This is a genomic window from Tenacibaculum sp. Ill (genome assembly GCF_051938915.1).
Classification (GTDB): domain Bacteria; phylum Bacteroidota; class Bacteroidia; order Flavobacteriales; family Flavobacteriaceae; genus Polaribacter; species Polaribacter larymnensis.
Window position 1 is genome coordinate 2,865,632 of sequence record NZ_JBPSCW010000002.1, and the last position, 26,058, is coordinate 2,891,689.

The 26,058-nt window shown below is 32.0% G+C and carries 25 protein-coding genes; 10 read left to right on the plus strand and 15 right to left on the minus strand.

What is annotated here, in order from left to right:
• Positions 1 to 10: 10 nt before the first annotated feature.
• The 4 genes from ACTPNM_RS13450 to ACTPNM_RS13465 all read right to left on the minus strand — a co-directional run bounded on the left by ACTPNM_RS13450 (position 11) and on the right by ACTPNM_RS13465 (position 4,683).
• Positions 11 to 2,509: a M14 family metallopeptidase gene (locus ACTPNM_RS13450; RefSeq protein ID WP_440122325.1), complete on the minus strand. Its 2,499-nt coding sequence runs from the start codon at positions 2,507 to 2,509 to the stop codon at positions 11 to 13.
• 116 nt (positions 2,510 to 2,625) lie between these two features.
• A complete protein-coding gene (locus ACTPNM_RS13455; RefSeq protein WP_440122326.1) occupies positions 2,626 to 3,246 on the minus strand; it encodes a thioredoxin family protein in 621 nt (206 codons plus the stop codon).
• 6 nt (positions 3,247 to 3,252) lie between these two features.
• Complete coding sequence (locus tag ACTPNM_RS13460; protein ID WP_440122327.1) at positions 3,253 to 3,765, minus strand: TlpA family protein disulfide reductase; 513 nt, start codon at positions 3,763 to 3,765, stop codon at positions 3,253 to 3,255.
• Positions 3,766 to 3,894: 129 nt separating this feature from the next.
• Positions 3,895 to 4,683, minus strand: coding sequence for a S1/P1 nuclease (locus ACTPNM_RS13465; protein WP_440122328.1), 789 nt, complete (start codon positions 4,681 to 4,683; stop codon positions 3,895 to 3,897).
• A 122-nt stretch (positions 4,684 to 4,805) separates the two neighbouring features.
• Here ACTPNM_RS13465 and ACTPNM_RS13470 point away from each other — a divergent pair, with 122 nt between their 5' ends.
• The 9 genes from ACTPNM_RS13470 to ACTPNM_RS13510 all read left to right on the plus strand — a co-directional run bounded on the left by ACTPNM_RS13470 (position 4,806) and on the right by ACTPNM_RS13510 (position 14,821).
• Positions 4,806 to 5,666, plus strand: a complete 861-nt coding sequence (locus ACTPNM_RS13470) for an SPFH domain-containing protein (RefSeq protein ID WP_273694828.1) — start codon at positions 4,806 to 4,808, stop codon at positions 5,664 to 5,666.
• 16 nt (positions 5,667 to 5,682) lie between these two features.
• Positions 5,683 to 5,850, plus strand: coding sequence for a DUF4177 domain-containing protein (locus tag ACTPNM_RS13475; protein ID WP_121148363.1), 168 nt, complete (start codon positions 5,683 to 5,685; stop codon positions 5,848 to 5,850).
• Between the two features lies 1 nt (position 5,851).
• Complete coding sequence (locus ACTPNM_RS13480) at positions 5,852 to 6,352, plus strand: hypothetical protein (RefSeq protein ID WP_440122330.1); 501 nt, start codon at positions 5,852 to 5,854, stop codon at positions 6,350 to 6,352.
• 138 nt (positions 6,353 to 6,490) lie between these two features.
• Entirely contained in the window at positions 6,491 to 6,658 is a 168-nt protein-coding gene (locus ACTPNM_RS13485; RefSeq protein WP_081728321.1) for an Arc family DNA-binding protein, read from the plus strand.
• 96 nt (positions 6,659 to 6,754) lie between these two features.
• Complete coding sequence (locus ACTPNM_RS13490) at positions 6,755 to 9,949, plus strand: WD40/YVTN/BNR-like repeat-containing protein (RefSeq protein WP_440122331.1); 3,195 nt, start codon at positions 6,755 to 6,757, stop codon at positions 9,947 to 9,949.
• Between the two features lie 44 nt (positions 9,950 to 9,993).
• Positions 9,994 to 11,913, plus strand: a complete 1,920-nt coding sequence (locus ACTPNM_RS13495; protein ID WP_440122332.1) for an alpha/beta fold hydrolase — start codon at positions 9,994 to 9,996, stop codon at positions 11,911 to 11,913.
• Positions 11,914 to 12,059: 146 nt separating this feature from the next.
• Complete coding sequence (locus ACTPNM_RS13500) at positions 12,060 to 12,725, plus strand: DUF2490 domain-containing protein (protein ID WP_440122333.1); 666 nt, start codon at positions 12,060 to 12,062, stop codon at positions 12,723 to 12,725.
• Between the two features lie 43 nt (positions 12,726 to 12,768).
• Positions 12,769 to 14,076 carry a DUF819 domain-containing protein gene (locus ACTPNM_RS13505; RefSeq protein ID WP_430730015.1) on the plus strand — a complete coding sequence of 436 codons (1,308 nt, stop codon included), beginning with the start codon at positions 12,769 to 12,771 and terminating at the stop codon, positions 14,074 to 14,076.
• A 40-nt stretch (positions 14,077 to 14,116) separates the two neighbouring features.
• Positions 14,117 to 14,821 carry a DUF4369 domain-containing protein gene (locus tag ACTPNM_RS13510; protein WP_274640314.1) on the plus strand — a complete coding sequence of 235 codons (705 nt, stop codon included), beginning with the start codon at positions 14,117 to 14,119 and terminating at the stop codon, positions 14,819 to 14,821.
• 66 nt (positions 14,822 to 14,887) lie between these two features.
• Here ACTPNM_RS13510 and ACTPNM_RS13515 read toward each other — a convergent pair whose 3' ends face one another.
• On the minus strand, positions 14,888 to 15,724 hold the full coding sequence (locus tag ACTPNM_RS13515) for a universal stress protein (protein WP_440122334.1): 837 nt from the start codon (positions 15,722 to 15,724) through the stop codon (positions 14,888 to 14,890).
• A gap of 129 nt (positions 15,725 to 15,853) precedes the next feature.
• On the opposite strand from ACTPNM_RS13515, the gene ACTPNM_RS13520 reads away from it, so the two are divergent.
• On the plus strand, positions 15,854 to 17,158 hold the full coding sequence (locus tag ACTPNM_RS13520) for a hypothetical protein (RefSeq protein WP_440122335.1): 1,305 nt from the start codon (positions 15,854 to 15,856) through the stop codon (positions 17,156 to 17,158).
• A gap of 36 nt (positions 17,159 to 17,194) precedes the next feature.
• Here the strand turns inward: ACTPNM_RS13520 and ACTPNM_RS13525 are convergent, their stop codons facing one another.
• The 10 genes from ACTPNM_RS13525 to deoD all read right to left on the minus strand — a co-directional run bounded on the left by ACTPNM_RS13525 (position 17,195) and on the right by deoD (position 26,020).
• Entirely contained in the window at positions 17,195 to 17,893 is a 699-nt protein-coding gene (locus tag ACTPNM_RS13525; protein WP_440122337.1) for a sulfite exporter TauE/SafE family protein, read from the minus strand.
• Entirely contained in the window at positions 17,893 to 18,339 is a 447-nt protein-coding gene (locus ACTPNM_RS13530) for a FixH family protein (protein ID WP_440122338.1), read from the minus strand. The genes ACTPNM_RS13525 and ACTPNM_RS13530 overlap by 1 nt, the downstream gene beginning before the upstream one ends.
• Before the next feature lie 64 nt (positions 18,340 to 18,403).
• Positions 18,404 to 19,825, minus strand: coding sequence for a cytochrome c oxidase accessory protein CcoG (ccoG, locus tag ACTPNM_RS13535; protein ID WP_440122339.1), 1,422 nt, complete (start codon positions 19,823 to 19,825; stop codon positions 18,404 to 18,406).
• Positions 19,826 to 19,861: 36 nt separating this feature from the next.
• Positions 19,862 to 20,785 (minus strand): cbb3-type cytochrome c oxidase N-terminal domain-containing protein, encoded by a 924-nt coding sequence (locus ACTPNM_RS13540; protein WP_440122341.1) that lies wholly within the window; start codon positions 20,783 to 20,785, stop codon positions 19,862 to 19,864.
• A 14-nt stretch (positions 20,786 to 20,799) separates the two neighbouring features.
• Complete coding sequence (locus ACTPNM_RS13545) at positions 20,800 to 20,967, minus strand: CcoQ/FixQ family Cbb3-type cytochrome c oxidase assembly chaperone (RefSeq protein ID WP_115902066.1); 168 nt, start codon at positions 20,965 to 20,967, stop codon at positions 20,800 to 20,802.
• Between the two features lie 5 nt (positions 20,968 to 20,972).
• Positions 20,973 to 23,174 carry a cytochrome-c oxidase, cbb3-type subunit I gene (gene ccoN, locus ACTPNM_RS13550; protein WP_274640320.1) on the minus strand — a complete coding sequence of 734 codons (2,202 nt, stop codon included), beginning with the start codon at positions 23,172 to 23,174 and terminating at the stop codon, positions 20,973 to 20,975.
• Positions 23,175 to 23,207: 33 nt separating this feature from the next.
• Entirely contained in the window at positions 23,208 to 23,372 is a 165-nt protein-coding gene (gene ccoS, locus ACTPNM_RS13555) for a cbb3-type cytochrome oxidase assembly protein CcoS (RefSeq protein ID WP_073184498.1), read from the minus strand.
• Positions 23,373 to 23,483: 111 nt separating this feature from the next.
• Positions 23,484 to 23,819: a hypothetical protein gene (locus ACTPNM_RS13560; RefSeq protein WP_274640321.1), complete on the minus strand. Its 336-nt coding sequence runs from the start codon at positions 23,817 to 23,819 to the stop codon at positions 23,484 to 23,486.
• 89 nt (positions 23,820 to 23,908) lie between these two features.
• Positions 23,909 to 25,270: an oxygen-independent coproporphyrinogen III oxidase gene (gene hemN, locus ACTPNM_RS13565; protein ID WP_440122343.1), complete on the minus strand. Its 1,362-nt coding sequence runs from the start codon at positions 25,268 to 25,270 to the stop codon at positions 23,909 to 23,911.
• Between the two features lie 51 nt (positions 25,271 to 25,321).
• Complete coding sequence (deoD, locus tag ACTPNM_RS13570; protein ID WP_440122344.1) at positions 25,322 to 26,020, minus strand: purine-nucleoside phosphorylase; 699 nt, start codon at positions 26,018 to 26,020, stop codon at positions 25,322 to 25,324.
• Positions 26,021 to 26,058 lie beyond the last annotated feature (38 nt).

The window sequence follows — 26,058 nt, forward strand, 5'->3', positions numbered from 1 at the left end:
AAATAATTCTCTACATCAACTTTCCAAAGAAAATAGCATTCATCAATAGTTTATTGGTTCCAAACCAAAAACCTCTAAAATTGGTATTGTCTGTAAAAACGATTACCCTTCCACTACCTAGGCGTCCTGCTTTAAACGGAACGGTGTTTTTCAACTCTTTTAAGTTCTCTTTTGAAATATAACCACTCAATAACGGATTCTTGGTGTACTGAATTGGATTGTTATAACTCTTTGCATCAGGTTGAATAAACTGTTTTGTATTTCTAAATAATGCTATTTTATCATTCTTATATCCAAAATTGATTGGATGTGAACGATCAATCTTTGCTTCAAAAATTGCTCCTCCAATTACCTGTGATCCTGATTGTAATGAACGGTTTTCAAATGACACATCTTTTATAGAATCTATTTTAGTTTTATTAAATTTTACATTAACAAATCCTCTGCTAGATAACCAATTTACTGCATTTCTATATCCGATTAGCACTCCTCCATTACGCACCCATACTTTTAATTTCTCTACTAAATTCTTATCAATAGAGCGACTATTTGGAACAATAATCGTTGTATATTTATCAAGATTTACTCTTGTAGCGTACTGTGTATCTAACTTTGTTAGCTTCATATCGTAGCGTTGATCTAACAAATGCCAAATTTCTCCTGCATCGTAACTTGTTACTCCATTTCCTACCAACATCGCTACTTTTTGCCTTTTTACAGCCTCAAAGTTTCTACTTCCTAAATCAATTCCTTCATTCAACCCTGTAGATACTCCTTTAATTTCAAGATGATTTTCATACGCTATTTTTCCTAAGAAATCAAATAACTCGCTTCCATTTAATTTTTGATTTTGAGCAGGGATAAAAATGGTTCCATAATCGTATGAATTACCATCATTTGTAAATTTTTTCATCGCTACTTTCGCTCGTAATCCTTTTTCTAAAATCGCATTCAAAGCTTTAGGAGTGTTATATTCATTCCAAAGAAATAAATATCCCACACTACTTTTTTGTTGAATTGTTCCTTGTTTTGGTTGCAATTTAGTCACCTCAACTCCTGCTTTCGACAATGATAAATTATCTGCAAAATCGACTCCAAATGCATGATTGAACGTCCAAGCGGATACATCATAAAACAAGCTATCTTTAAATGTAGTTCGCACATCAAACATTGCTTTTACCAATCGATGATTTTTTTGGTTCATAGGTACGACATAGCTATACCCTTTTTTGAAGCGTTTTCCATTCGATGTAAAATCTTCTTTTAACTCATGGAGTTTTATTTGATGACGTTGTAAAACCTCAGCTAAGTGATTTGTTTTAGTTGCGTCTTTTTCATCACCAAATACTATCGTTTTGTTTGTTTCTGAGCTTCTTGAATTTTTATAAAAATCCTGTTGATACTGTAAGATTTTAGTTCGCATATTTTTAGCAGCTTCCAAAGTTGACAATGCTGCTGTAAACTGGTTACGAATTGTAAACGGAAAGGTTAATATTCCGTTTTCACTTTCTTGTGCATGTCCACGAGAACTTCCTTGTTCAAACAAAATTCCGATACCTCCATTAATATCTGGGAAAGTTGATCCTTTTCCGTAGTAAAAATCATCAAAACTTTCTTCTGAATAATATGTCGACCCTATTTTATCGAATGCTTTTGCATGATAGGTTGCTATTTCTTTAGTTAACTCTTGATTCATTTTTGGAGTTAACGGATTGGTTCTACTCGGAATTCCTGGCTGAAAAAAGAAGGTTGAATTCGTTCCCATTTCATGATGATCAGTCAAAATATTTGGTAACCATTTATGGAAAGTTTTAATTCGTGCTCTACTCTCTGGTAATTGCACAGGTAACCAATCACGATTCATATCAAACCAATAGTGATTAGTTCTTCCCCCTGGCCAAACTTCGTGATATTCTCTATCATTCGGATCAGGATTGATATTATTTGCCTTGTTTGTATTTGTCCAATATGCAAAACGTTGTAACCCGTCAGGATTCATTGCTGGATCAAAAAGAATAACTGAATTATTTAGTAGCTCCTCTATTTTCTGTCCTTCTGCTGCTGCTAAATAATAGGCTGCTGCCAACGCTGCATTTGAACCACTTGCTTCGTTTCCATGAATAGAAAAACCTTGATACACCACAATTGGACTATTAGTAACATCAACAGAAGCATTGTTCGTTGCTTTTATATGATTTTCTCGTATTGTTTCTAAATTTTGATGATTTTTAGAGGAAGTAATTGTTAGCAATACTAAAGGCCTTCCTTCATAAGTTGTTCCTCTATTTTCAAGCATCACTCTATCAGAAGCTTTGGCAAGCGCCTTCATATACTCTACCAACTTATCATGTGTTACATGCCACTCTCCTACTTCATGTCCTAAAACAGATTTTGGAGTCGGAATATTTTGGTTATATGAAATACCTTTTGGTAAATAATAACTCAAATCTACAGTTTGAGCTGTTAATGTAGCACTGATAAATAGTAGTGATAGTAATAATTTCTTCATTATTTTCTTGATTTCATTTTACGATTGATTATAAAATTAGGCAGTAAATTAGCACTAATAGACAAAATCCCGCATAAACCGCGGGATTTATCATTTTTTAATCTTTATCTATTTAATTATCTGTTTCTTTTATCCTTAATAGAGCAACCTATTGCTCTGGTATCTGTTTTTGTTGGTTTTTCTCCTTTCAACAAAGCTTCTACAGCATTTTCAACAAAACGTTCTTTTACATTGTTTTCATCACGAGAATTATCGTCAATAGCTCCTATATATTCAACAATTAATCTGCCTTTCTTTTTATTTAAAATATATACATGAGGGGTTCTTGTTGCTCCATATTTAGGATATACTTTCTGTCCTTCATCAAATAAATAAGGGAATGTAAACCCTTTTTCTTTAGCACGTACTTTCATTGCCTCAAAACTATCTCCTTTTGACACTTCTGGATCGTTCGGATTAATAGCTATTACAGGAAACCCTTTTTGTTTATATTTTTTATCTAGAGCAATTAATCTATCTTCATTAGCTACAGAATACGGACACATATTACACGTAAACACAACTATAAACCCTTTTGCTTCTTTATAATCTGCCAAAGAAACCATGGTACCATCAATATTTTTTAATGTAAAGTCTGAAGCTTCATCTCCTATTTTATAACCTCTAGAAGTATCATTAGTAAATGCTGAAATTGTAGCAACTACCAATAACATTAGTATTATTTTAAATGTCTTCATAATTATTTAGTTTAAAAAGGTTTGTAATTCGTTTTGTAACTCTTTATAGCTAAAAGTTCGTTCGTAAAATTTTCTTTTGTTAGAATTGTAGATTAACGTAGCTGGTATTGAACCTGACCAGCTTTCTGCAATATCTGGTATCCAAAACTGTTCATTTGAATCTTCAAAATGAAGTATTTTAGATTGTAGTTTTTTCTTTTTTATAAATGGTATAAGGTTCGTTTCTATTTGTTTAGAAAAATCTAGACTCACCAAAACAACCTCAACATCTTTATCTTTATATTTCTTATAAAGTTTTTCAAAAGCAGGTAACTCTTTTACACAAGGCATACACCATGTAGCCCAAAAATTAACTACATACGTTTTATTATTATTCTTATGTAAAAACGGTTTTAACTCTTCGTAATTTAACGTGGTTATCTTAATTGTTTTAGGTGTGGTTTTAACTTGAGCTTTAGCTATTTTTCCACTAAAAAGAGCAATTACTATAAGTATTAGTAAGAATTTACTTCTAAACATTTTTTAAAACGATTTCTCTCAAAATTAACTGTTTATCACATTAAAAAGATAGAATTAACTAAATATTAACAAGAAAAAAGCTCGGAAATACAATTTCCGAGCTCTTCTTATTATCATTTATTTGTTCTACTAACAAAAAATTTCATTCAGTAATTTAGCTAAACGTAAACCTCCTTTTTGTAACTGTTCTCTAACTATAGGAAAATAAACATACGAATAACGGTAACGTAAGTTTTCTCCTACTTCAGCAGATTTGTACACCTCTTTAGTAATTTTGTGTGTATCATGTAACCAATCTACAACAGTTCCTTTTTGAATTACTTTGATTTGCTCTTTAGATAAATCTCTTGCATTATCAGCTAATTCAATATAACTCATATCCCACTTATTAATCAAGTTTTCATCCCAAACTCTATGTAAGTTAGATCCTTTTCCATGCCATTGAACCTGAATTTTATTACCTCCTAAATCTTCTTTTTGTCCAACATGCATAGGTTGATGTAAATCACCTACTAAGTGTACTAACATTTTTAAGTAAAAACGTTTGTCTTCAATTGAACTATTTTCATCCTTTAACACTTTTACACATTGCTCAATACCAGTAATCATATCTCCTTTCGGATTTTTCTCTGTTTCTTCGTAACGAGCATCTAATGGCATATTTACATAGTGCCAAGTATAAAACTTACCATACTTCTTTCTATCAGACTTTATTTCATCTGCATAAGTAGATACAAACGCTAAGCTCTCACCTTGTAATAATTTTTCAATTTTCTTTCTAGCTTTTTTAGTCAAATGTTTTTCTGCAATTTTTCCAGTAGCTCTATGACCTGTTGGTCCCCAAATATCTTCGTTGTTAGCTATTGACGAAATACTCACTAACAATGCAGCTAGTACTATTAAAAATTTTGTCTTCATGAACGGTTTAAATTATAATCGGAAGCTAAATTATAAAATATAATCATCAAAAATTTGGATTTAACAAAATTTAATTTATATCTTTATGATATCATTTTAATATCACTTTAAATAAAACAAACATGAAAGCAGAAAAAATTATCAAACCAGCAAATGGGTACGTAATGTTTTTTATTGTACTTATTCTTTTTATTGGCGGAATCGCATTAGCAGTAAAAAGCGAAAACCCAATATTTATATTAATGTCTGTATTAGCATTTATCTTAGCGTTAGGTTTCATTTTAGTGAATCCTAATTCTTCAAAAGTTCTATTATTCTTCGGTAAATATGTAGGTACTGTGAAACAAAATGGTTTATACTGGGCTAATCCATTATATAAAAAGAAAACTGTTTCGTTAAGAGCTAGTAATTTTGATAGTGAGCGTTTAAAGGTTAACGATAAACTAGGAAACCCAGTAATGATAAGTACCATTTTGGTTTGGAGAGTTACCGAAACCTATAAGGCTGCTTTTGATGTTGATAATTATGAGAATTTTGTTCGTGTACAAACAGATGCTGCTGTACGAAAACTAGCTAGTATGTATCCGTATGACAATTTTGCTGATGAGGGACACGAAGAAGATATTACGTTACGCTCTAGTGTAAACGAAGTAAGTGAAGCTTTAGAAAAAGAGTTAGAAGAACGATTAGCTATTGCTGGAATTGAGGTTTTAGAAGCACGAATTGGTTATTTAGCCTATGCACAAGAAATTGCAAGTGCTATGTTAAAACGTCAACAAGCTACAGCCATCGTTGCAGCTCGTCATAAAATTGTACAAGGTGCTGTTGACATGGTTGATATGGCTTTGGAGGAATTAAACAAAAAAGAGATTGTTGATTTAGATGAAGAACGCAAAGCTGCGATGGTTAGCAATTTATTGGTTATTTTATGTGGAGATAAAGAAGCTTCTCCTGTAGTAAATGCAGGAACTTTAAATCATTAAAAACGATTACTTACTAATGAAAGAATATAAAATTATACATAGAAAGTTTAGTTGGTCAAATGGAAGACAAAAGTTTGAAGATGAAATTAACAATTATGCGAAACAAGGTTGGCGAGTTGCTAGTACATACCAAGTAAGTGACGGTAATATTGAAGTTATTTTAGAAAGAGATAAAAACCGATAACATGAAAGTTTTTAAAGAAGAACAACGATTTACACAATCATGGTTAATTATTCTTATGACAATAAGTATAATTCTTCCTATAACTCTTATTATAAAAGAGTACATGAAAGAAAGTTCAACTATGAACTCAACCGAGTTTATATTAACGTTACTTGGTATCACCTTATCTATTACGTTTATATTCTTCTTTAAATTAACAACTAGAATAGATGAAATTGGAATTCATTATCAGTTTTTCCCATTTCATCTTTCAATGAGAAAAATTACTTGGACAGAAATTAATAAAATATATGTTAGAAAATACGAACCAATTAGCGAATATGGCGGCTGGGGATTAAAAGGTGGTTTTCTTTGGAACAAAGGAAAAGGAACAGCTATTAATATTTCTGGAAACATTGGCATTCAAATAGAATTGAAAAACAACAAAAAACTATTGATAGGAACTAAAAAAGAACAAGAAGCTAAACATGTATTAGAAAACTATCAATACAAAATCAACTAATAATGATACAAGTAATAACTATTACCATAGTATATATTTTAACCTTTATAATCTCTTTACTATAAATTAAAAGAAATTTGAAATTGTATTTTTGCAACCATTTTAGCGTTTCAAAAAAACACTATTATAAAACACAACATGGCAAAAAAGAAAGCTTTTGCACTACGCATTAATGAAGATATGTTAAAAGCCATTGAAAAATGGGCTTCAGACGAGTTTCGATCTACCAATGGGCAGATTGAATGGATGCTTATGCAAGCACTTAAAGAAGCCAAAAGAGAGCCTAAAAAGAAAGAAGAAGAATAACAAATCTTAAGAACTTGTTAAAAAAAACGTCCAATTTTATTGGGCGTTTTCTATTTTGTACATTGTACAAACTTAAATTACAAGCAACTAACTATTATGAAAAAACTTTTTTATCTCCTATTTATAACCTTCTCTTGTGCTGCTTTTTCTCAAGAATTCTCAATGGATTTAATCAAAAACATGAAACCAAGAAATATTGGTCCTGGTGGAATGAGCGGACGTGTAACAGCCATTGATGTTGTAGAATCCAACCCTGATATTATGTTTGTTGGTACAGCTTCAGGAGGTATTTGGAAATCTACTTCAGGAGGTATTAAATGGGAACCTATTTTTGATAAAGAAGTAACTGCTTCTATTGGTGCTTTAGCCATACAACAATCCAATCCTAGTGTAATTTGGGCAGGAACTGGTGAAGGAAATCCTCGTAATAGTTTAAATGGTGGTTACGGAATTTTCAAGTCTCTTGATGGTGGTAGATCATGGAAGTCAATGGGATTAGAAAAAACACGTCACATACATCGTGTAGTTATACACCCAAACAATCCGGATGTTGTTTACGTAGGCGCTATCGGATCTCCTTGGGGAGAACATAAAGAACGTGGTGTATATAAAACTACCGACGGTGGTAAAACTTGGAAACAAATTTTATTCAACAATAACAAAACTGGTGCTGCTGATTTAATTATGGATCCATCCAATCCTAATAAACTAATAGCAGCTATGTGGGAACACAAACGAAATCCTTGGTTTTTTAAATCTGGAGGTGAAGGAAGTGGTTTATACATTACTCATGACGGTGGCGATAACTGGAAGAAAATTACCGAAAAAGAAGGCTTCCCTAAAGGTGAACTAGGTAGAATTGGCGTAGCAATCGCTCCTTCGAACCCAAATACTGTGTATGCTCTTGTTGAAGCAAAGAAAAATGCTTTATATAAAAGTGAAGATGGTGGTTTTTCTTGGAAAAAAATTAATGATAAAAAAGGCATTGGAAATAGACCTTTTTACTATTCAGAAATTTATGTAGATCCTCAAAACGAACATAAGTTATATACTGTTTTTACGTACGTAAATGTTTCTATTGATGGTGGAAAAAGCTTCAAACAACTCATGCCTGCATATGGAGTTGATAACGGTATTCACCCAGACCATCACGCTTGGTGGATTCACCCTAAAAATGGAAAATTTATGATTGATGGAAATGATGGAGGAATGAATGTTACCAAAGACGGTGGTAAAACTTGGCGTTTTATTGGTAATTTACCTGTAGCTCAATTTTATCATATTAATGTAGATAATGAGTTTCCATATAATGTGTATGGCGGTATGCAAGATAACGGTTCTTGGAGAGGACCCGCTTATGTATGGAAAGCACAAGGAATACGAAATTCGTATTGGCAAGAGATTAGTTTTGGAGATGGTTTTGATGTTATTCCTGATAAAGACGACTCGCGTTATGGCTGGTCTATGAGTCAACAAGGATATGTATCTCGCTACGATTACAAAACAGGTAACAACTATACCGTTCGTCCAACACATCCTGATGCTAATGTAAAGCTACGTTTCAATTGGAATGCAGCTATTAATATTGATCCTTTTGATAATTCTACACTATATTTTGGAAGTCAGTTTGTACATAAATCAACCGATAAAGGCTTAACGTGGAAAGTAATTTCTCCAGACTTAACTACAAATGATAAAAGTAAACTCAAACAATCTGAAAGTGGTGGATTAACTATGGATGCTACTGGTGCAGAAAACCACTGTACTGTTTTAGTAATTGAACCCTCTCCTATTGAAAAAGATATGTTGTGGGCTGCTACTGATGATGGACAAGTACATATTACTAAAAATGGAGGTACAACTTGGACAAATGTTGCCAAAAACCTAAAAGGTTTACCAGAAAACAGTTGGATTACGCAAATAAAAGCATCTAACAAAAATAAAGGAGAAGCTTTACTAGTTGCTAACGATTATCGTCGTTTTAACTATAAACCTTATGCTTACAGAACTAAAGACTATGGAACAACTTGGGAACGTATTGTTGATGAAAATGATGTAAAAAGCTTTACACAGTGTATTATTGAAGACCCTATTGAATCAAATTTACTTTTCTTAGGAACTGACGATGGTTTATATATTTCTTTAAACGCAGGAAAAAAATGGACTAAGTGGACTGAGGGCTTCCCTACTGTTCCTGTAAAAGATTTAGTAATTCACCCAAGAGAACACGATTTAGTTATTGGTACTTTTGGTAGAGCAGCTTGGGTATTAGATGATATTCGTCCATTAAGAGCTTTAGCTAAAGACAAAAATATTCTTACCAAAAATATTGAGTTATTTACACCACCAACAGCATATCAAGCAGCATATCAACAACCCACTGGTAGCCGATTTGGTGCTGATGCTATGTTTAATGGAACTAATAGAGGTCGTGGTGCTTTGGTTCAGTTTTATGTGAATAAACCAAAACCAGTAAAAAAGTCTGATGAAAAAAATAAGAAACCACTAAAAAAAGATGATGAGAATACTGTGAAATGGGACTCTATCAAATTTGAAGTTTTTGATGGTAACAGACTTATTCGAACTATTAAAAGAAAAACTCCTAAAGAAAATGGAATTCACAAAGGTGTTTGGTTTATGAGTGAAAAAGGTGTTACTCGACCTTCAAAAACAATCAGAAAACAAAAAAGAGAACCTAGAGGTGTACAAGTAAAACCTGGTACTTACAGAATAAAAGCTACGTTTGGTAACCAAACATCAGAAAAAAATATTACTGTAAAGTTTGATCCTAGACTTCGTATTTCTCAAAACGCAATCGATCAAAAATATGCAACAGCCAAAGACTTAGAGTCTCAACAAAAAATTATAGCTGATGTGGTAAAACAGTTAGTTGAGAGTAAAAATATTGCAAATAATTTCAATCAAAAACTATCTAAAAAAGACAAAAAACTTTACAAAGAATCAATTAAAAACTCTAAAAATATTGTTCAGAAAATAGATACACTTTTAGCTGTTTATTTAGGAAAATTAGACAAAAGACAGGGTATTACACGAAATCCAGAAATGAATGTTACGCAACGTTTAGGAATAGCTAGCAGATATGTAAATAGTAGGTTTGGCGAACAAACTTCTACAGAAAAACAATTAATTATTCAATTTAAAGAAGCATTAAAACCAGCACTAGAAAAAACCAATGCTTTCTTTAATAAAGATTGGAAAGAATATAAGATTGAAGTTGAAAAAATAGACTTGTCCCCTTTTAAAGAAACCAAGCAATTTAGCTTAGAATAAAAGGGCTTGCTAAAAACAAAAATTAATAACCCAAACATACACTTATGAAAAAACATTTCTTACTACTTGCCATTGCCATTTCGGTAGTTGCCTGTAAAATGGATAAAAAAGATTCTGATAAAGCCATTATAACACTCAAAAAATACTCTATTGAGCAAATGATGGATAACGAAAATGTTTTTGGAGGAAGTTTTTCTCCTGATAACTCTAAATTACTAGTAACTAGTAATCGTTCAGGAATTTATAATATGTACACTGTTTCAACTTCTGGTGGTGAGTTAGAGCCTATTACAAAGTCAGATAGCTCTTCAGTTTTTGCAACCTCTTATTTTCCAAAAGATGAAAGAATGCTGTTTAGAATGGATAATAATGGTGATGAAATTTACCACATCTTTTTAAGAGAACTTAATGGTTATATTAAAGATTTAACACCAACTAAAGGAGCTAGAGCTAGCTTTTTTGGGTGGGCTAAAGATGAAAAAAGCTTCTTTTTTACTTCAAACAAAAGAGACAATCGCTTTATGGATCTCTACGAAATGGATCTTGAAACTTTTACTCCTAAAATGATTTATGAAAACAAAGAAGGCTATAACGTTTCGGCTATATCAAACAACAAAAATATGTTAGCACTAAGCAAAACAGTTAACACCAACGATAGTGATTTGTTTTTGTTTGATAGAACCACCAAAGTAATTACAAAAATTAACCTAAGATTAAGTGGTAATTCAGCAGCTGATTTTTCTATCGATGATACTGAGTTTTACTACACAACAGATGCGGAAGGTGAATTTGCTACCTTAATGAAATATACTATTAGTACCAATGAAACAGAAAAAGTATTAGCTAAAGACTGGGATATTTCTGGAAGTTACTTTACCAATAATGGTAGCTACAGAGTAACATATATTAATGAAGATGCTAAGAATGTAATTGAAGTTTATGATGTTAAAGCTGGTAAAAACATAGAACTACCTAATGTTAATGGAAAAAGCATTACTAGTGTTGGTTTTTCTAGAGATGAAAGCATAATGCGTTTTTATGCTGGTGGCTCTAACACTCCTTCTAACTTATATGTGTATGACTTAAAAACAAAAAAGCAAACACAACTAACTGACGTATTAAATAAAGATATTAATCCCGAAGATTTAGTAAAAGCGAAAGTAATCCGTTACCCTTCTTTTGATGGAGTAACTATTCCTGCAATCTACTACTTGCCACATCAAGCTTCAAAAGATACTAAAGTTCCTGCTTTGGTTTGGGTTCATGGAGGCCCAGGAGGACAATCACGTCAAAATTTTAATTCAAGAATTCAATATTTAGTAAACCACGGATATGCTGTTTTGGCTGTTAATAATCGTGGTAGTAGCGGATATGGTAAAACCTTTTTTACTATGGATGATTTAAACCACGGAGAAAAAGATTTGCAAGATTGTGTAGAGGGCAAAAATTGGTTAGCAAAACAACCAGAAATAGACGCTGAAAAAATAGGAATCATAGGAGGTTCTTACGGTGGTTATATGACAATGGCTGCTTTAACATATACTCCTGAAGAATTTGCTGTTGGAGTAAACATTTACGGAGTTACGAACTGGATGCGCACCTTAAAAAGCATTCCTTCTTGGTGGGAGTCTTTTAGAGAAGCTTTATACAAAGAGTTAGGTGATCCACACTCTGCAGACTCGGTAAGATTGAAAAGAATTTCTCCTTTATTTCATACAGATAAAGTAACAAAACCATTAATGGTATTACAAGGAGCTAAAGACCCAAGAGTTTTACAAGTGGAGTCTGATGAAATTGTAGCTGGAGTTAAGAAAAATGGAGTTCCAGTAGAATATGTTCTTTTTGATGATGAAGGACATGGTTTTGTTAAAAAGGAAAATCAAATAGAAGCTAATAGTAGAATTTTACAATTTTTAGATACTTATCTAAAAAAAGAAGAGCCTATTAAAAATGATGAATTATAAACAAGTTGGCGCAATTTTAACATCCTAATTTTTCGTAAGAAAACTCTGGTTTTTATTTTTGCTTACATAACAATTAAATCTCCTACATATACCGGATACGGATATGTAGGGGATTTTTAATATAACAAACAACCACTTTAACAATTATGAAAAAGTTAACTTTATTAATTATCACTTTATTTTCATTAAATAATTTCGCTCAACAATCAGCAGCCCCAGACCCAACAAAAGAATTAGGTGTATGGTATATGTACAACGGATCTCATCAAATTTCTGATAAGTTTAGTTTAAAAAGCATGGCGCATTTCCGTTTTTTTGAAATTGGAGACGATATGCAGCAATTCATTGGACGTTTAGGTGGTAATTATAAATTCAACAAAACTTTAAGCGCTACTGTAGGATACGCTTTCTTAAATACTGATAGAGCTTTTGATATTGATGCAGGAGATTTTAACGAACATCGAATTTATGAAGACCTAAATGTAAAGCATAAAATAGCTAGCTTAAATTTAGCACATCGTTTTAGAGGAGAACAACGTTTTTTTGAATCAACAACTGGTAATTTTTTCCGATACCAATTGGCCTTAGGGCATCCTATCAATGAAAAATGGTCTACATATTTGTATAATGAAACTTTTTTAGACTTTAAGGGTGAAGCCTATAATCAAAACTGGTTTGGAGCTGGCTTTAAATACAAAGTATCTGATATAGTTAAGCTTCAAGCAGGATATCAACTGATAAATCTAAATGAGGTTGGTAACTTTAATAGAATTCAATTAGGGGTTGCAATCAGCACAGGTCATAGAAAATAGAACTAACTAATATTTCATACTTTAGCGGCAAATTATTTTTTAAATGGAAGCACCTCTTTTTACAAACGATGCAATCGTATTTGGTATTTTAATGATTTCGTTAGGTTTTGTATTTTATACAGAATCAAAAACTACAGGGTTTTGGCCTAAGTTTTACAAAATAGTCCCAGGATTATTTATGGCTTATTTTATCCCTGCAATATTTACAACTCTTGGTATTATCTCCCCAGAATGGGAAACTACTAGTGCTGCTGGCGAAGTCGTAAAAAACAAATCACAACTATACTATGTTTCTAGCCGATTTCTATTGCCTGCTGCCTTAGTTTTAATGACTTTAAGTATCGATTTAAAAGCTATTTTTAACTTAGGTTCAAAAGCATTAATCATGTTTTTTACAGGTACTATAGGAATTGTAATTGGAGGGCCAATAGCCATTTTATTAATTTCTTCTGTTTCACCAGAAACAGTTGGCGGTGCAGGTTTTGATGCTGTTTGGAGAGGACTTTCTACCTTAGCTGGTAGCTGGATTGGTGGTGGAGCTAACCAAACTGCCATGCTAGAAATTTACCAATACAATCCTGCTAAATATGGAGGAATGGTATTTGTTGATATTGTAGTGGCTAATATTTGGATGGCAATCATTTTAATTGGAATTGGTAAAAAAGATAAAATAGATAAATGGTTAAAAGCTGATACCTCAGCTATTGAAGATTTAAAACAAAGAGTTTCTAACTTTACTCAAAGTGTTAAAAGAAATCCAACTTTAACCGATTTTATAATTATGCTTGCTATTGCTTTTGGAACTGTTGGTTTTGGTCATTTTGCAGGAGCGTATTTAAGTGATGTTTTTGCTTCGTTTACAGCAAGTATGGAGTCTCAAACTATGAGAAACATTTTCTCTTTCTTGGGTTCTAACTTCTTCTGGTTAATTAGTATATCAACAATTGCTGCTGTTGTTTTATCTTTTACTAAAGCTAAAAATTACGAAGGTGCCGGTGCTAGTAAAATAGGAAGTATTTTCATTTATGTACTCGTAGCAACTATTGGTATGAAAATGGACTTAACGCTAATTTTTGATAATTTCAATTTAATTTTTATTGGTTTAGTATGGATGGCAATTCATGCTGGATTATTAATATTAGTAGCTAAATTAATTCGCGCTCCATATTTCTTCCTAGCTGTAGGAAGTCAAGCAAATGTAGGAGGAGCTGCTTCTGCTCCAATTGTAGCACAAGCTTTTCACCCTTCTTTAGCAACCGTAGGTGTTTTATTAGCTGTTTTTGGATACGCTATCGGTACTGTAGGTGCAATCCTATGTACAATTTTAATGGAAATAGCCTCAAAAGTTTAGGAGAAATCTGCATATTTGCAACAGACAAATTTTGAATTCAATGAAGAAAATTATTGCTCTTTTCGCAATTGCACTTGTTGCTTTTGCTTGTTCCTCTAAAAAAGAGGGTAACATGGTTGTTAAAGGTCAGATTAAAGGATTAAAAAAAGGTACTTTATATCTTCAAAAGATGAAGGATACATTATTGGTATCTGTTGATTCTATGGCGTTGTTAGGTGATGATAAATTTATACTAACAGATAATATTGAATCTCCTGTAATATATTACCTAACTTTTGATGGTAATACCACAGATAAACACATCATGTTTTTTGGTGAAGAAGGTGAAATTACTATAAACGATAAAATTGAAGAATTTGGTTTTAAGCCTGAAATTAAAGGTTCTAAAAACCAGGAGGTAATGGACGAATACCGTAAAGTAAACCAACGATTTATAGATCAACGTTTAGACTTTGTTAAAAAAGAAGTTGAAGCTCGTCAAGCTCAGGATGAAGTACAATTAGAGCAGGTAGAAGCTGATTACAAAAAAATGATCCGTCGTCGTTACTTATTCTCTACAAACTTTGCCATTGCAAACGCTGATAGTGAAGCTGCACCATATATTGCATTATCTGAATTATACGACGCTAACATTCAACTTTTAGATACTATTAATAACAGTTTAACAGATAAAGTTAAAAGCTCTGAATATGGTAAACGTTTACAAAAATTTGTAGATGATATAAAAGCTAAAGAAGAAAAGTAAAATTTTCCTCTTATAAAGATAAAAAAGCTCATTCAATTTGAATGAGCTTTTTTTATTTTCTGTGTATTAAATTTTAAAAGACAGCACTGGTAATTTACTATGATTAGCAATATCTTCTGAAATGCTACCTTCAAAAAAGTGTGCTATTCCTTTTCTTCCATGAGTCGCTACCACTAAAGCATCTGAATTTATTTTATTTGCATGGTAAAACACTCCTTTTTCTACTGTGTAATCAGAAATTATTTTTACTTTATGAACACCTTCATCATAACTTTCATTAGTTTGATTGAAAAAACGCTTCATTCTTTCTTCTAACTCTTTTGTACTTTTAAATTTAGAAGTTGGAGTACTCACATACACTAGTTCCATATCTGCATTAAACTTCTTAAGAAACTCTTTTGCTTCCTTGTATGGCTTCACGTCATCATCAGAAAAATCGCAAGCAAATAATACCTTTTCTATTTGTTTTACTACTGGCTCTTCTTTAATAACTAATACAGGTACATGTGCATAACGAATTACTTTTTCTGTATTAGAACCTATAAACATTTCTTTTAAACCACTAGCTCCTTTAGACCCCATAACTATCAAATCTGCTCCTTCGTTTCTTGCTAAAAGGTCTATCTCACTAAATATTTTAAAATGTTTTATAACTGGTCTTATTTTTATTCCTGATAAATAATCTTTCTTTAAAAATTCTGCTAACTTTTTTTCAGACATTTGTAGGTAAAATAACATTTCTTGTTGTAAATAACTTTCTGAGCGACTTAAGACAGCGTTAGACAACTCAAGCATATGTACTACCAATACTTCAGCGTCTGATCTTTTTGCTAAAAAAGCTGCTGTTTGTAAAGCATTTTCAGAATATTCAGAAAAATCAACTGGGACTATAATTTTTTTCATGATTAATTACTTTTAGGTTTAATGTCTCCTATAAAGTTACCTAAATTTTATTAGTAAAACTATGATTTTTGTCACTTTATAAACCACTATATATTCTATACATTTGCTTTCTTAAATTTTACATTTGTTATGAATAAAAACTCTTCTAGATCTGTGGGCGTTGGTGTACGTGCCTTTATTTCTTTAATGGTCGTTTCTATTTTAGGTATTTTATTAAAGTTTTTTATTACCATACCCAATCGTCTTTTTTTTAATAGACCTATAGCATATACTAGTACACATTATTCATATAAACCAGGACAAAATGGATGGACTTTTGATTTTTTTGTATTAAACAATGATGGTTTATATGTAGCCTTACCCTTACTTTTAGTGATTTTTATTGCTTTAATTTTTTACTTTGGAGTATTTTCTGCTATTGCAACATTTTTAAATTTTAAAGCACAAAACACGCAATTAGCCAAAAGAGATTTTATTTTAACACTACTTGTTGTTAGCTTCTACTTTATGCCCAAATACATAAATATTGATTCTTTTTTAAACATCAATGAAAGAGGTGCTTATGTACTTAAAGAGCGTATATATAATCCTAATAATGAAATTTGGGAAATAGGTATACAAAAAATAAAAGGTAACTATATTAAAGAACACAAAACCGTAAGCAATGACTCTTCATTTTTAGTTGTAAGAAAATTTAACACTACCAAAGTAGATACTGTTTTATTTGAAAAGTTAGTTATTCCAGGCAATAATGTTTACACTTTTAGTGCAAAAGATACCTTATGGTTATTTGAAGCTTCTAATAATTATATAAAAGCTTTTAACATGGTTAACAGCAACATGGTTATAAAAAACAAAGAGGATTTAAACCGTATGATGCCTAAAAAACATCAAAAAAGTGGTATTGCCGAATTAAGTTACTCGTCTGCTCAAAAAAATAGTATTTATGTAAAAACTAATTATGGTGAGGTATTATACTTACATACAGATGATAATTTAATTACTGACAAATACAAATACACTAACAGTACATACTATTTAAGACGTATAAACGAACATAGGTATAAATTATTTGCAAAAAAGAAAAAGCTAGCTACTACTTTACAAGAAGCTGTGTTTTTAAATGCTAAAATTATTTCTTACACAAATAATGTTGTTATTATTAGACACAAAGTCAACATAAAAAAAGAAACTCCTTATATCATTTCAGCATATGATACTATAACAGGAAATAAACTATGGGATTTTAATGAAGAAAACAATCCTTTTTTAAATGATACTTATGGTAAAGTTACTGTGGATGCAACTTTTTTACCAAACAAAACAATTCTTAGTTTTTATGATGCTTTTACATTAAAAGGAAATGTAATAATCGATAATCAAGGAAACCGTATAACACAAGGTATTGGTATAACTAATAAACAAAAGAACTAACTAGTAAATAAGTATTTAGACTGTTTTAAATTATGATTAATGACAGCCTTCAACTGAATTATGAATATCTGTTACAGGAAGTGGTGAAACATAAGGTATTCCTAACCCTAATCCTCTAAGAATAAACAATACGCCTATAAAAACTACAACATAAGGTATTGCTTGTTGAATTCTTTTTCGCACCAAGCCATTTGCAAAATTACCTACATAAACTACTGCTGTCATTAACGGTATAGTTCCTAGCCCGAATAGAAACATATATAGGCTTCCTGACAACATATTTGTTGTAGTTAGTGCTCCAAAAACTGCCATATATACTAAGCCACAAGGTAAAAAACCGTTTAAAAAACCAATTGTAAAAAAGGTATCGTTTCCTTTTTTCTTTAACTCTTTTCCCAGAGTAGATTTTACCTTCATTACTAATTTATTTATTGGATTTGAGAAGTTGTATTTTTGAAAGGTTTTGGGAACAAGGATTGCCAAAATCATTAATACGCCAACGATGATAGAAAGTTGTTGCTGAAATCCGAAGAAATAAAACCCTTTTCCTAATAAACCAAACAAAAAACCTATTAAACTATAAGTAAATAAGCGTCCAAAATGATAACTGGTAATTTGAAAAAACTGCTTTACTTTATTCGTTCTATCTACAGGTAACATAAAGGCTATAGGACCACACATGCCAATACAGTGGAAGCTTCCTAATAAACCAAATATAATTGCTGAGAGAAACATTAATACACCAACTCTTTCTGAAATAAATAATCTTTATTTTTGTAGTTCCAGGAAACTGTTATGTTCCAACGACCACCCAACAAACGTTTCTCAGGCACGAGCAAATATGTTTCGGAAATCGAAATAGGCATTTCGAAATCCAATTGTTTATCAGATGGTCTGTATAGGAACACTTTTCCTTTTATATCTTTAGGATTAAAGTCTGTTGGAAAATAGACTTTAATTCCTTCAGTAACTTTTTCTATTTTAATATTGTCTTTTAATGCTTTTGCATTTTTAGTAGCGTCTAATTTGTTCTGAAATTCTAATTCTTGTTGATAGTATTTTTCAGTTACCAAATCGTGGTTATAGTTTTTACCTGTACTCATAGTGATTACAAAATACATGATAAAGCCTATAAACCCTACAATTGCTATTACTATACCCGTGCCCCAGTTTAGTTTCATTTTATTTAATTTTTAGCCTTTGGCTCTTAGTCATACTTACGAAAACTAATAACCTTAGACTGGTTTATCTATAACTTCTTGGTCCTAAAAAGTTGGTTGTAGTTGTTTCAATAAGTTTATCGCCACTATACACTCCTATTTTTAGTTTTTCTTTTTCGTCTTTCATTTCAGATTGATGTAACTCTATGAACAAAGTTCCTTCTGCCAATCCTTGTTTTGGAACTTCAAAATCTTGATGTGTTACAGTCTCTATTTTCCCTTTATGAGACAATAATTTATAACTCACATTATCAATCTGTTTTGTTGTCTTATTTACCACTTTAAAAGTGTAAATATTACTAATAACCCCATTTTCTTTATGTTGATATAACTGACCCGGTAATCGTAAAATTGTTGCTTCTACATCATTTCTTAAAAATAGCATTCCTACTAAAATCCCTATTAAAATAAACAATACTGCTGAGTACCCTTTCATTCTTGAAGTGAACTTAAAAGGCGCTTTCTTAACAATATTTTCTTCACTTGCATAACGGATTAATCCTTTTGGTAAGCCTACCTTTTCCATCATGTGATCACATTCATCAATACAGGCGGTGCAGTTTACACATTCTAACTGTGTACCATTACGAATATCAATTCCTGTAGGACATACATTCACACACTGAAAACAATCTATACAATCTCCTTTTCCTGTCGCTGCTCTATCTTCTTTTTTATTAAACTTTCCTCTTCCTGTTTTACCTTCTCCTCTTACGTGGTCATAAGCTACATTAATAGTTTTATTATCTAACAGCACTCCTTGCAGCCTACCATAAGGACAAGCTATAATACACACCTGTTCTCTAAACCATGCAAAAATAAAATAGAAAACCCCTGTAAAGATTAGCAATGATATTAAAGTACTAATATGGTCTAATGGGTTACCTGTTATGTAACTTATTAATTTATCACTTCCTATTAGATACGCTAAGAAAACGTTTGCTATAATAAAAGAGATGATAAAAAAGGCTATCCATTTTAAAACTCTTTTTCTTATTTTTTCAGCATTCCATGCTTGTTTAGCTAAACGAATTTGTTTTCCTCTATCTCCTTCTATTAAATATTCAATTTTTCTGAAAACCATTTCTAAAAAAATGGTTTGTGGGCAAATCCATCCACAGAAAATTCGACCAAATACAACAGTAAATAGGATGATAAATACTACTCCTATTATCATTGAAATCACCATTAAATGGAAATCTTGAGGCCAAAAAGGAAATCCGAAAATGTTAAACTTACGTTCTAAAACATTAAATAGTAAAAACTGATTTCCGTTGATTTTAACAAACGGTGCTAGTAATAAAAATGCTAATAAAAAGTAGCTTACATAGCTTCGATATTTATAAAACTTACCACTTGGTTTTTTTGGAAACACCCAAGCCCTTTTTCCTTCATCATTTATAGTACCAATACTATCTCTGAATTGTTCGTTTTTGGGTGTTTCCATAATCAACTATTAAAAACTAATTTGTAACTACTATTTTTATTGAATACTGTCTTTTACTTGCTCTTCTAAAGGTTCAGCAACAGTTGGCGCTTGACCCTCTTCTTTATATAACTCTCCTTGAGGCTCTTTTGGTTTTGCTGGTGTAGTTCCTTGTAAAGAAATAATATAACTTGCTACCTTTTGAATATCTTTTGGCTTCAACGTTTTGTTCCAAGCTACCATACCTTTACCGTCTCTACCTCCATTAGAAATAGTATTAAAGATATTTTTTATACCTCCTCCTAAAATCCAATATTCATCGGTTAAGTTTGGTCCAATACCTCCACCACCATCTGCAATATGACATGCAGCACAGTTTAAGTTGTATACAGCTTTACCTCTACTTAAATCACCAGCATCTGTTAAAACTGTTACTGTTTCAGCATCAATAACTGCTTCTTTAGAATTTGATTTAAATGCTGCTAACTCTCTTTTAGCTTCTGCTACAGCTTGAGCGTATTCCATCTCTTGGTTATCTGCTCCCAGTACATGATATCTTACTAAGTATACGGCTGCAAAAACTATTGTTGCGTAGAACATATATAGCCACCATGGTGGTAAGTTATTATCTAACTCTTTAATTCCATCATAGTTATGATCTAATATAATTTCATCCTCTTCTTCTATCGCTTTAGCTTCCGTCCATTTATTTATAATTTTCTTCGCCCAAGCCCAGTTATCAACTTCTTCTGGCTGAATACCATCTTTTTCCATTTGAAGTTGCTCTGCTTTTTGTTGCGCTACTATATTTAAAACTTCTTTTAACACAACTGCTGTTACGAGCCCTACAATTGCTATCCATACTAACGGATGTTCATACAGGCTAAATGGGTTTTCATATGATTTAATTGCAGTTGTTATAGCAAAAAAGGTAACTGCAACAAAAATGATATATACTATAGATTGAAAATATTTTTTCATCTTGTTTAATTTTACTAATTATCTAAAGGTAATTTACTTACATTACTTATATATTCTCTTTTGGCTGTAAACACCCACCAAAACAACACTACAAAAAATGTAAAGAATATGGTTAGCGAAATAATTGGGTATATTTCAATACCTGCAATAGTTTCCATATGGTTTTTTACAAACTTTAACATGATTTCTAGTTTTTAGCGCTTAATTGATCTTCAACATCTTTAATCTTAATATCGGTACCTAGTCGTTGTAAATAAGCAATTAGGGCTACGATTTCTCTATCTTTCATTTCAATGAAAGTTTGTCCGTTTTCTTGAGCGTACTTTTTATCTGCTTCATAATTTGTTGCAAAGTCTGGATCAGCATATAAGTTCTCTTGAATTTTAGCTCCTTGTTCTTCCATACTTGCCTGCGCATTGGCTATATCTTCTTCAGTATAAGGAACACCTAGGCTAACCATTGCTTTCATTTTGCCTTCTGTATCACTCTTATCTAGTTTATCTCTTACTAACCATTGGTATGAAGGCATGATAGAACCAGGTGAAGTACTTTGCGGATCGTACATGTGATTTAAGTGCCAGCTGTCATTATATTTTCCTCCAACTCTTAATAAATCTGGTCCTGTACGTTTAGAACCCCATAAGAATGGATGATCGTATACAAACTCTCCTGCTTTTGCAAATTCTCCATAACGTTCTACTTCTGATCTGAACGGACGTACCATTTGTGAGTGACACCCTACACATCCTTCACGGATATAAATATCTCTTCCTTCTAATTCTAGTGGAGTATATGGTTGTACACTTGTTATAGTTGGAATATTTGACTTTACTAATAAGGTTGGTATAATTTGAACAACACCTCCAATTAAAATAGCTACAGTAGCATAGATAGTTAATTTTACTGGTCTTCTTTCTAACCAAGTGTGCCATCCTTCTTTAGAAGTTCTGTATTTAGATACTTTTGTTAATGCTGCTGCTTCTGCTAATTCATCTGTTACTCCACTACCTGACCTTACAGTTTTAACGATGTTATATAACATTACAAATGCTCCAAGAATAAATAAACTTCCTCCGATAGCACGCATCCAGTACATTGGAATAATCTCGTTTACTGTTTCTAAGAAGTTACCATATGTTAAGGTTCCATCAGGGTTGAATTGTTTCCACATTGATGCTTGTACAAATCCTGCTACATACATTGGTAATGCATACATGATAATACCTAAGGTACCTATCCAGAAGTGGAAGTTTGCTAATGCTGTAGAGTATAATTTTGTTTTAAACATTCTTGGTACTAACCAGTATAACATACCGAAAGTTAAGAATCCGTTCCATGCTAAGGCTCCTACGTGTACGTGAGCAATAATCCAATCACTAAAGTGTGCAATTGCATTTACATTCTTTAATGATAACATTGGTCCTTCAAACGTTGCCATACCATAACCTGTAATTGCAACTACCATGAATTTTAATACTGGGTCTACTCTTACTTTATCCCAAGCTCCACGAAGTGTTAGTAATCCGTTGATCATACCTCCCCAAGATGGTGCAATTAACATTACAGAGAATGCTACTCCTAAATTTTGAGCCCAATCTGGTAATGATGTATATAATAAGTGGTGAGGTCCTGCCCAGATGTAGATAAAAATTAACGACCAGAAGTGTACAATAGATAATCTATATGAATATACCGGACGGTTAGCCGCTTTGGGAACAAAGTAGTACATTAACCCTAAGAACGGAGTCGTTAAGAAGAACGCTACCGCATTATGTCCGTACCACCATTGTACTAATGCATCTTGAACACCTGCGTATACTGAATAACTTTTCATAAAGCTTACAGGTAATTCTAAACTATTAAAAATATGTAATACTGCTACGGTTACAAAAGTTCCTAAGTAGAACCAAATTGCTACATATAAATGGCGTTGTCTTCTTTGTAAGATTGTCCAAATCATGTTAGCACCAAAAGCTACCCAAACTAATGCTATGGCTATATCAATTGGCCATTCTAATTCGGCATATTCTTTTGAAGTTGTATACCCTAACGGAAGTGTTATGGCTGCTGCAACAATTATTAACTGCCATCCCCAAAAGTTAAAGTTACTTAAAAAATCACTTGCCATACGCGCTTTCAGTAATCGTTGCAATGAGTAGTAAACTCCTGCAAAAATGGCATTTCCTACGAATGCAAAAATTACTGCATTTGTATGTAATGGTCTTAAACGCCCAAAACTCAACCATGAAATTCCATCAGTTAAATTTGGGAATAAAAACATAAAAGCCAATAACAATCCTACTGAAAAACCTACTATTCCCCATAGTAAGGTTGCGTAGATGAATTTTTTTACGATCTTATTATCGTAATAAAATTGTTGCATTTCCATAATCTATTTGAATTTAATATCTATTGTTAATTGTTAGTTCTTTGTTTCTTCTTTTACCAGTTCATCATCAAACAACATGCGAACTGATGGCGTGTACGAATCATCGTACTGCCCTTTTTTTACTGAAACAATAAATGCTATAAAGAAAATAATAGCCACTAAAATGCTTAGTGATAGTAGTAAGTAAATAACGCTCATATCTTGCCTGATAATTATAGTTCAAAGGTAACTGTGAAGGTTTTCTTAAAATATGACTTTTGTCATGTTTGAGTTTTTTTTCAAAAAAAATAAAGAGAACTTTTGTTCTCTTTATTTAAGTAATCTTTGTAAACCCATTAGAAGATTTTTCTCTAAAATAGCGTAGCTACCATCTGATAGAAATAATTCTTTTATTTCTTCAAATAGCTGATTTATTTCTTCTTTACCGTAGTTTAATTTTTTGAGTGATTCATTAATTTTTTGAATGCTAGCATAGTCATTATCTTTTTCAAACTCTTCATGCATCTTTTTGTACGTTTCTTGGTTCGTTCTTAAAGAAATGGCTTCGAGTTCTTCTTTTGTTTCTTTATAATCTGCATTAATACAATAGATAAAAACATAGGTTTGTAGCTCTTCCTTTGACCAATTTACTTCAAATGATTTCATGACGTCTGGTTTTTAGGTTTACTCAAATTTAATCATTTTTTTAGTAAAAACACAATAAAAACCAATACAAAACACTAATTACCAACAAATTAAATAGTCATTGAAAATAATTTTGTTTCTGGTTGTTTTTCATGTAATTTCTTGTCAAATGCCATACAAATATTACGTACATAGGGTCTTGCCTTTTCAGGAACTGTTAACTTTTTCCCTTCAATAGAAACCAAACCATCATCTATCATTTCTTCTAACTTTCCTATATGTGTTTCTACATTTTTTATTTGTAATTGCTCTTCTTCCCACGAAGTGGAGAAATGACACATAATATTTAAAATATGTTTTCTTATTATTAAGTCTTCTTCCGATAATATATGCCCTCTAAACACAGGGATTTCTCCTTCGTTTACAATTCTTTCGTACTCTTTTACAGTTTTTACATTTTGTGCAAATCCATACCAAGAATCAGAGATTGACGACATTCCTAAACCTACCATTAACTGTGTTTTGTTAGCAGTGTATCCCATAAAATTGCGGTGCAATGTTTTTTCTTGGGTGGCTTTGTATAAACTATCGGTAGCTAAGGCGAAATGATCCATTCCAATTTCTACATAACCCATTTCGGCAAATAATTCTTTACCTATTTCATACAACTCGCGTTTTTCTTCATTTTTTGGCAAATCATCTTCATTAAATCCGCGTTGCCCCACTCCTTTCACCCATGGAACATGTGCGTAGCTATAAAATGAAATTCTATCGGGTTCTAATTCTTTTGTTTTATTAATTGTATGAATTACGTTTTCTTTTGTTTGGAATGGAAGTCCAAATACTAAGTCATGACTGATAGACGTATAACCTATTTCTTTTGCCCAATTGTGTACTTTTTCTACGTTTTCAAAAGGTTGTACTCTATGAATAGCTTCTTGTACTTTTGGATTGTAATCTTGTACTCCAAAACTTACTCTTGTAAAACCTAAATTGTACAATGTTTGCAAGTGTTCTTTTGTAGTATTGTTTGGATGCCCTTCAAAACTAAATTCGTGATCTGGATGTTTTTCAGCATTAATAAAAATTCCTTCAATTAACCTTTTTAATTGTTTCTCTGAAAAGAATGTTGGTGTTCCTCCACCTAAATGTATTTCTTTTATTACAGGGGGTTCCTCAACTAAATCAACATATAGCTGCCACTCTTTTAAAACGGTTTCTATATACGGATCTTCCATTTCATGGCGTTTTGTAATATGCTTGTGACAGGCACAAAACGTACATAAACTCTCACAAAATGGTAAATGAATATATAAGCTAATTCCTTCTGAGGAATTGCTTTCTATAAACGAACGCTTAAAAGTTTCTATCCATTTTTCTTTTGAAAATGTTTCGTTATCCCAATATGGAACTGTTGGATAACTTGTATATCTAGGTCCTGGAATGTTATATTTTTGAATAAGTGAATTCATGTTCTTAATACTATTTTGTTTCATTCTTCAATAAAATGACTCTAACTGACATTACGCCAACTCTAGAGCAATTTCAATCATTTCTTTAAAGGTTTGTTCCCTTTCATCAGCTGTGGTTCTTTCTCCTGTAACCAAACTATCTGAAATGGTTAAAATTGATAATGCGTTTACTTTATGCTTTGCTGCAACTGTATACAATCCGTTGGTTTCCATTTCAACACACAATACACCGTAGTCTGCCCATTTTTTATAGCTTTCAAATTCATCTGCATAAAATTCATCTGAGCTTAAGATGTTTCCAGCCTTTAATGGAATTCCTTTTTCTTTTGCTGCATCTACAGCTTTTTGCAACAACTCAAAACTTGCTGTTGGTGCAAAATCAGCTCCGTTAAAACGGATGGTATTTAATCCTGAATTTGTAGAAGCTGCCATAGCAATAACAATATCTCGAATTTTTACTTCTTTTTGATACGACCCCGCAGAACCTACTCTTATTAAGTTTTTAACCCCATATTCATTAATTAATTCATGAGCATAAATTAAAGCAGAAGGAATTCCCATTCCTGTTCCTTGTACGGAAATTCGTTTTCCTTTATAGGTTCCTGTAAATCCTAACATACCTCGAACATCGTTATAACAAACTGGATTTTCCAAAAATGTTTCTGCAATCCATTTTGCACGCATAGGATCACCTGGTAATAAAACAGTTTCTGCTATTTCTCCTTTTTTTGCTTCTATATGTATGCTCATTCTTTACTTTTTTTTAGGTTTTGAACTATTAAGATTCG

What these genes read in the sequence shown, in the direction of transcription:
- ACTPNM_RS13470 (WP_273694828.1), top strand. Translation starts at nt 4,806, where the DNA reads ATGAAAGCAGAAAAAATTATCAAACCAGCAAATGGGTACGTAATGTTT.
- ACTPNM_RS13520 (WP_440122335.1), top strand. Translation starts at nt 15,854, where the DNA reads ATGAATAAAAACTCTTCTAGATCTGTGGGCGTTGGTGTACGTGCCTTT.
- hemN (WP_440122343.1), bottom strand. Translation starts at nt 25,270, where the DNA reads ATGAATTCACTTATTCAAAAATATAACATTCCAGGACCTAGATATACA.
- ACTPNM_RS13485 (WP_081728321.1), top strand. Translation starts at nt 6,491, where the DNA reads ATGGCAAAAAAGAAAGCTTTTGCACTACGCATTAATGAAGATATGTTA.
- ACTPNM_RS13490 (WP_440122331.1), top strand. Translation starts at nt 6,755, where the DNA reads ATGAAAAAACTTTTTTATCTCCTATTTATAACCTTCTCTTGTGCTGCT.
- ACTPNM_RS13455 (WP_440122326.1), bottom strand. Translation starts at nt 3,246, where the DNA reads ATGAAGACATTTAAAATAATACTAATGTTATTGGTAGTTGCTACAATT.
- ACTPNM_RS13510 (WP_274640314.1), top strand. Translation starts at nt 14,117, where the DNA reads ATGAAGAAAATTATTGCTCTTTTCGCAATTGCACTTGTTGCTTTTGCT.
- ACTPNM_RS13480 (WP_440122330.1), top strand. Translation starts at nt 5,852, where the DNA reads ATGAAAGTTTTTAAAGAAGAACAACGATTTACACAATCATGGTTAATT.
- ACTPNM_RS13505 (WP_430730015.1), top strand. Translation starts at nt 12,769, where the DNA reads ATGGAAGCACCTCTTTTTACAAACGATGCAATCGTATTTGGTATTTTA.
- ccoG (WP_440122339.1), bottom strand. Translation starts at nt 19,825, where the DNA reads ATGGAAACACCCAAAAACGAACAATTCAGAGATAGTATTGGTACTATA.
- ACTPNM_RS13560 (WP_274640321.1), bottom strand. Translation starts at nt 23,819, where the DNA reads ATGAAATCATTTGAAGTAAATTGGTCAAAGGAAGAGCTACAAACCTAT.
- ACTPNM_RS13515 (WP_440122334.1), bottom strand. Translation starts at nt 15,724, where the DNA reads ATGAAAAAAATTATAGTCCCAGTTGATTTTTCTGAATATTCTGAAAAT.
- ACTPNM_RS13540 (WP_440122341.1), bottom strand. Translation starts at nt 20,785, where the DNA reads ATGAAAAAATATTTTCAATCTATAGTATATATCATTTTTGTTGCAGTT.
- ACTPNM_RS13465 (WP_440122328.1), bottom strand. Translation starts at nt 4,683, where the DNA reads ATGAAGACAAAATTTTTAATAGTACTAGCTGCATTGTTAGTGAGTATT.
- ACTPNM_RS13530 (WP_440122338.1), bottom strand. Translation starts at nt 18,339, where the DNA reads ATGAAACTAAACTGGGGCACGGGTATAGTAATAGCAATTGTAGGGTTT.
- deoD (WP_440122344.1), bottom strand. Translation starts at nt 26,020, where the DNA reads ATGAGCATACATATAGAAGCAAAAAAAGGAGAAATAGCAGAAACTGTT.
- ACTPNM_RS13525 (WP_440122337.1), bottom strand. Translation starts at nt 17,893, where the DNA reads ATGTTTCTCTCAGCAATTATATTTGGTTTATTAGGAAGCTTCCACTGT.
- ACTPNM_RS13545 (WP_115902066.1), bottom strand. Translation starts at nt 20,967, where the DNA reads ATGTTAAAGTTTGTAAAAAACCATATGGAAACTATTGCAGGTATTGAA.
- ACTPNM_RS13460 (WP_440122327.1), bottom strand. Translation starts at nt 3,765, where the DNA reads ATGTTTAGAAGTAAATTCTTACTAATACTTATAGTAATTGCTCTTTTT.
- ACTPNM_RS13500 (WP_440122333.1), top strand. Translation starts at nt 12,060, where the DNA reads ATGAAAAAGTTAACTTTATTAATTATCACTTTATTTTCATTAAATAAT.
- ACTPNM_RS13450 (WP_440122325.1), bottom strand. Translation starts at nt 2,509, where the DNA reads ATGAAGAAATTATTACTATCACTACTATTTATCAGTGCTACATTAACA.
- ccoN (WP_274640320.1), bottom strand. Translation starts at nt 23,174, where the DNA reads ATGGAAATGCAACAATTTTATTACGATAATAAGATCGTAAAAAAATTC.
- ACTPNM_RS13495 (WP_440122332.1), top strand. Translation starts at nt 9,994, where the DNA reads ATGAAAAAACATTTCTTACTACTTGCCATTGCCATTTCGGTAGTTGCC.
- ACTPNM_RS13475 (WP_121148363.1), top strand. Translation starts at nt 5,683, where the DNA reads ATGAAAGAATATAAAATTATACATAGAAAGTTTAGTTGGTCAAATGGA.
- ccoS (WP_073184498.1), bottom strand. Translation starts at nt 23,372, where the DNA reads ATGAGCGTTATTTACTTACTACTATCACTAAGCATTTTAGTGGCTATT.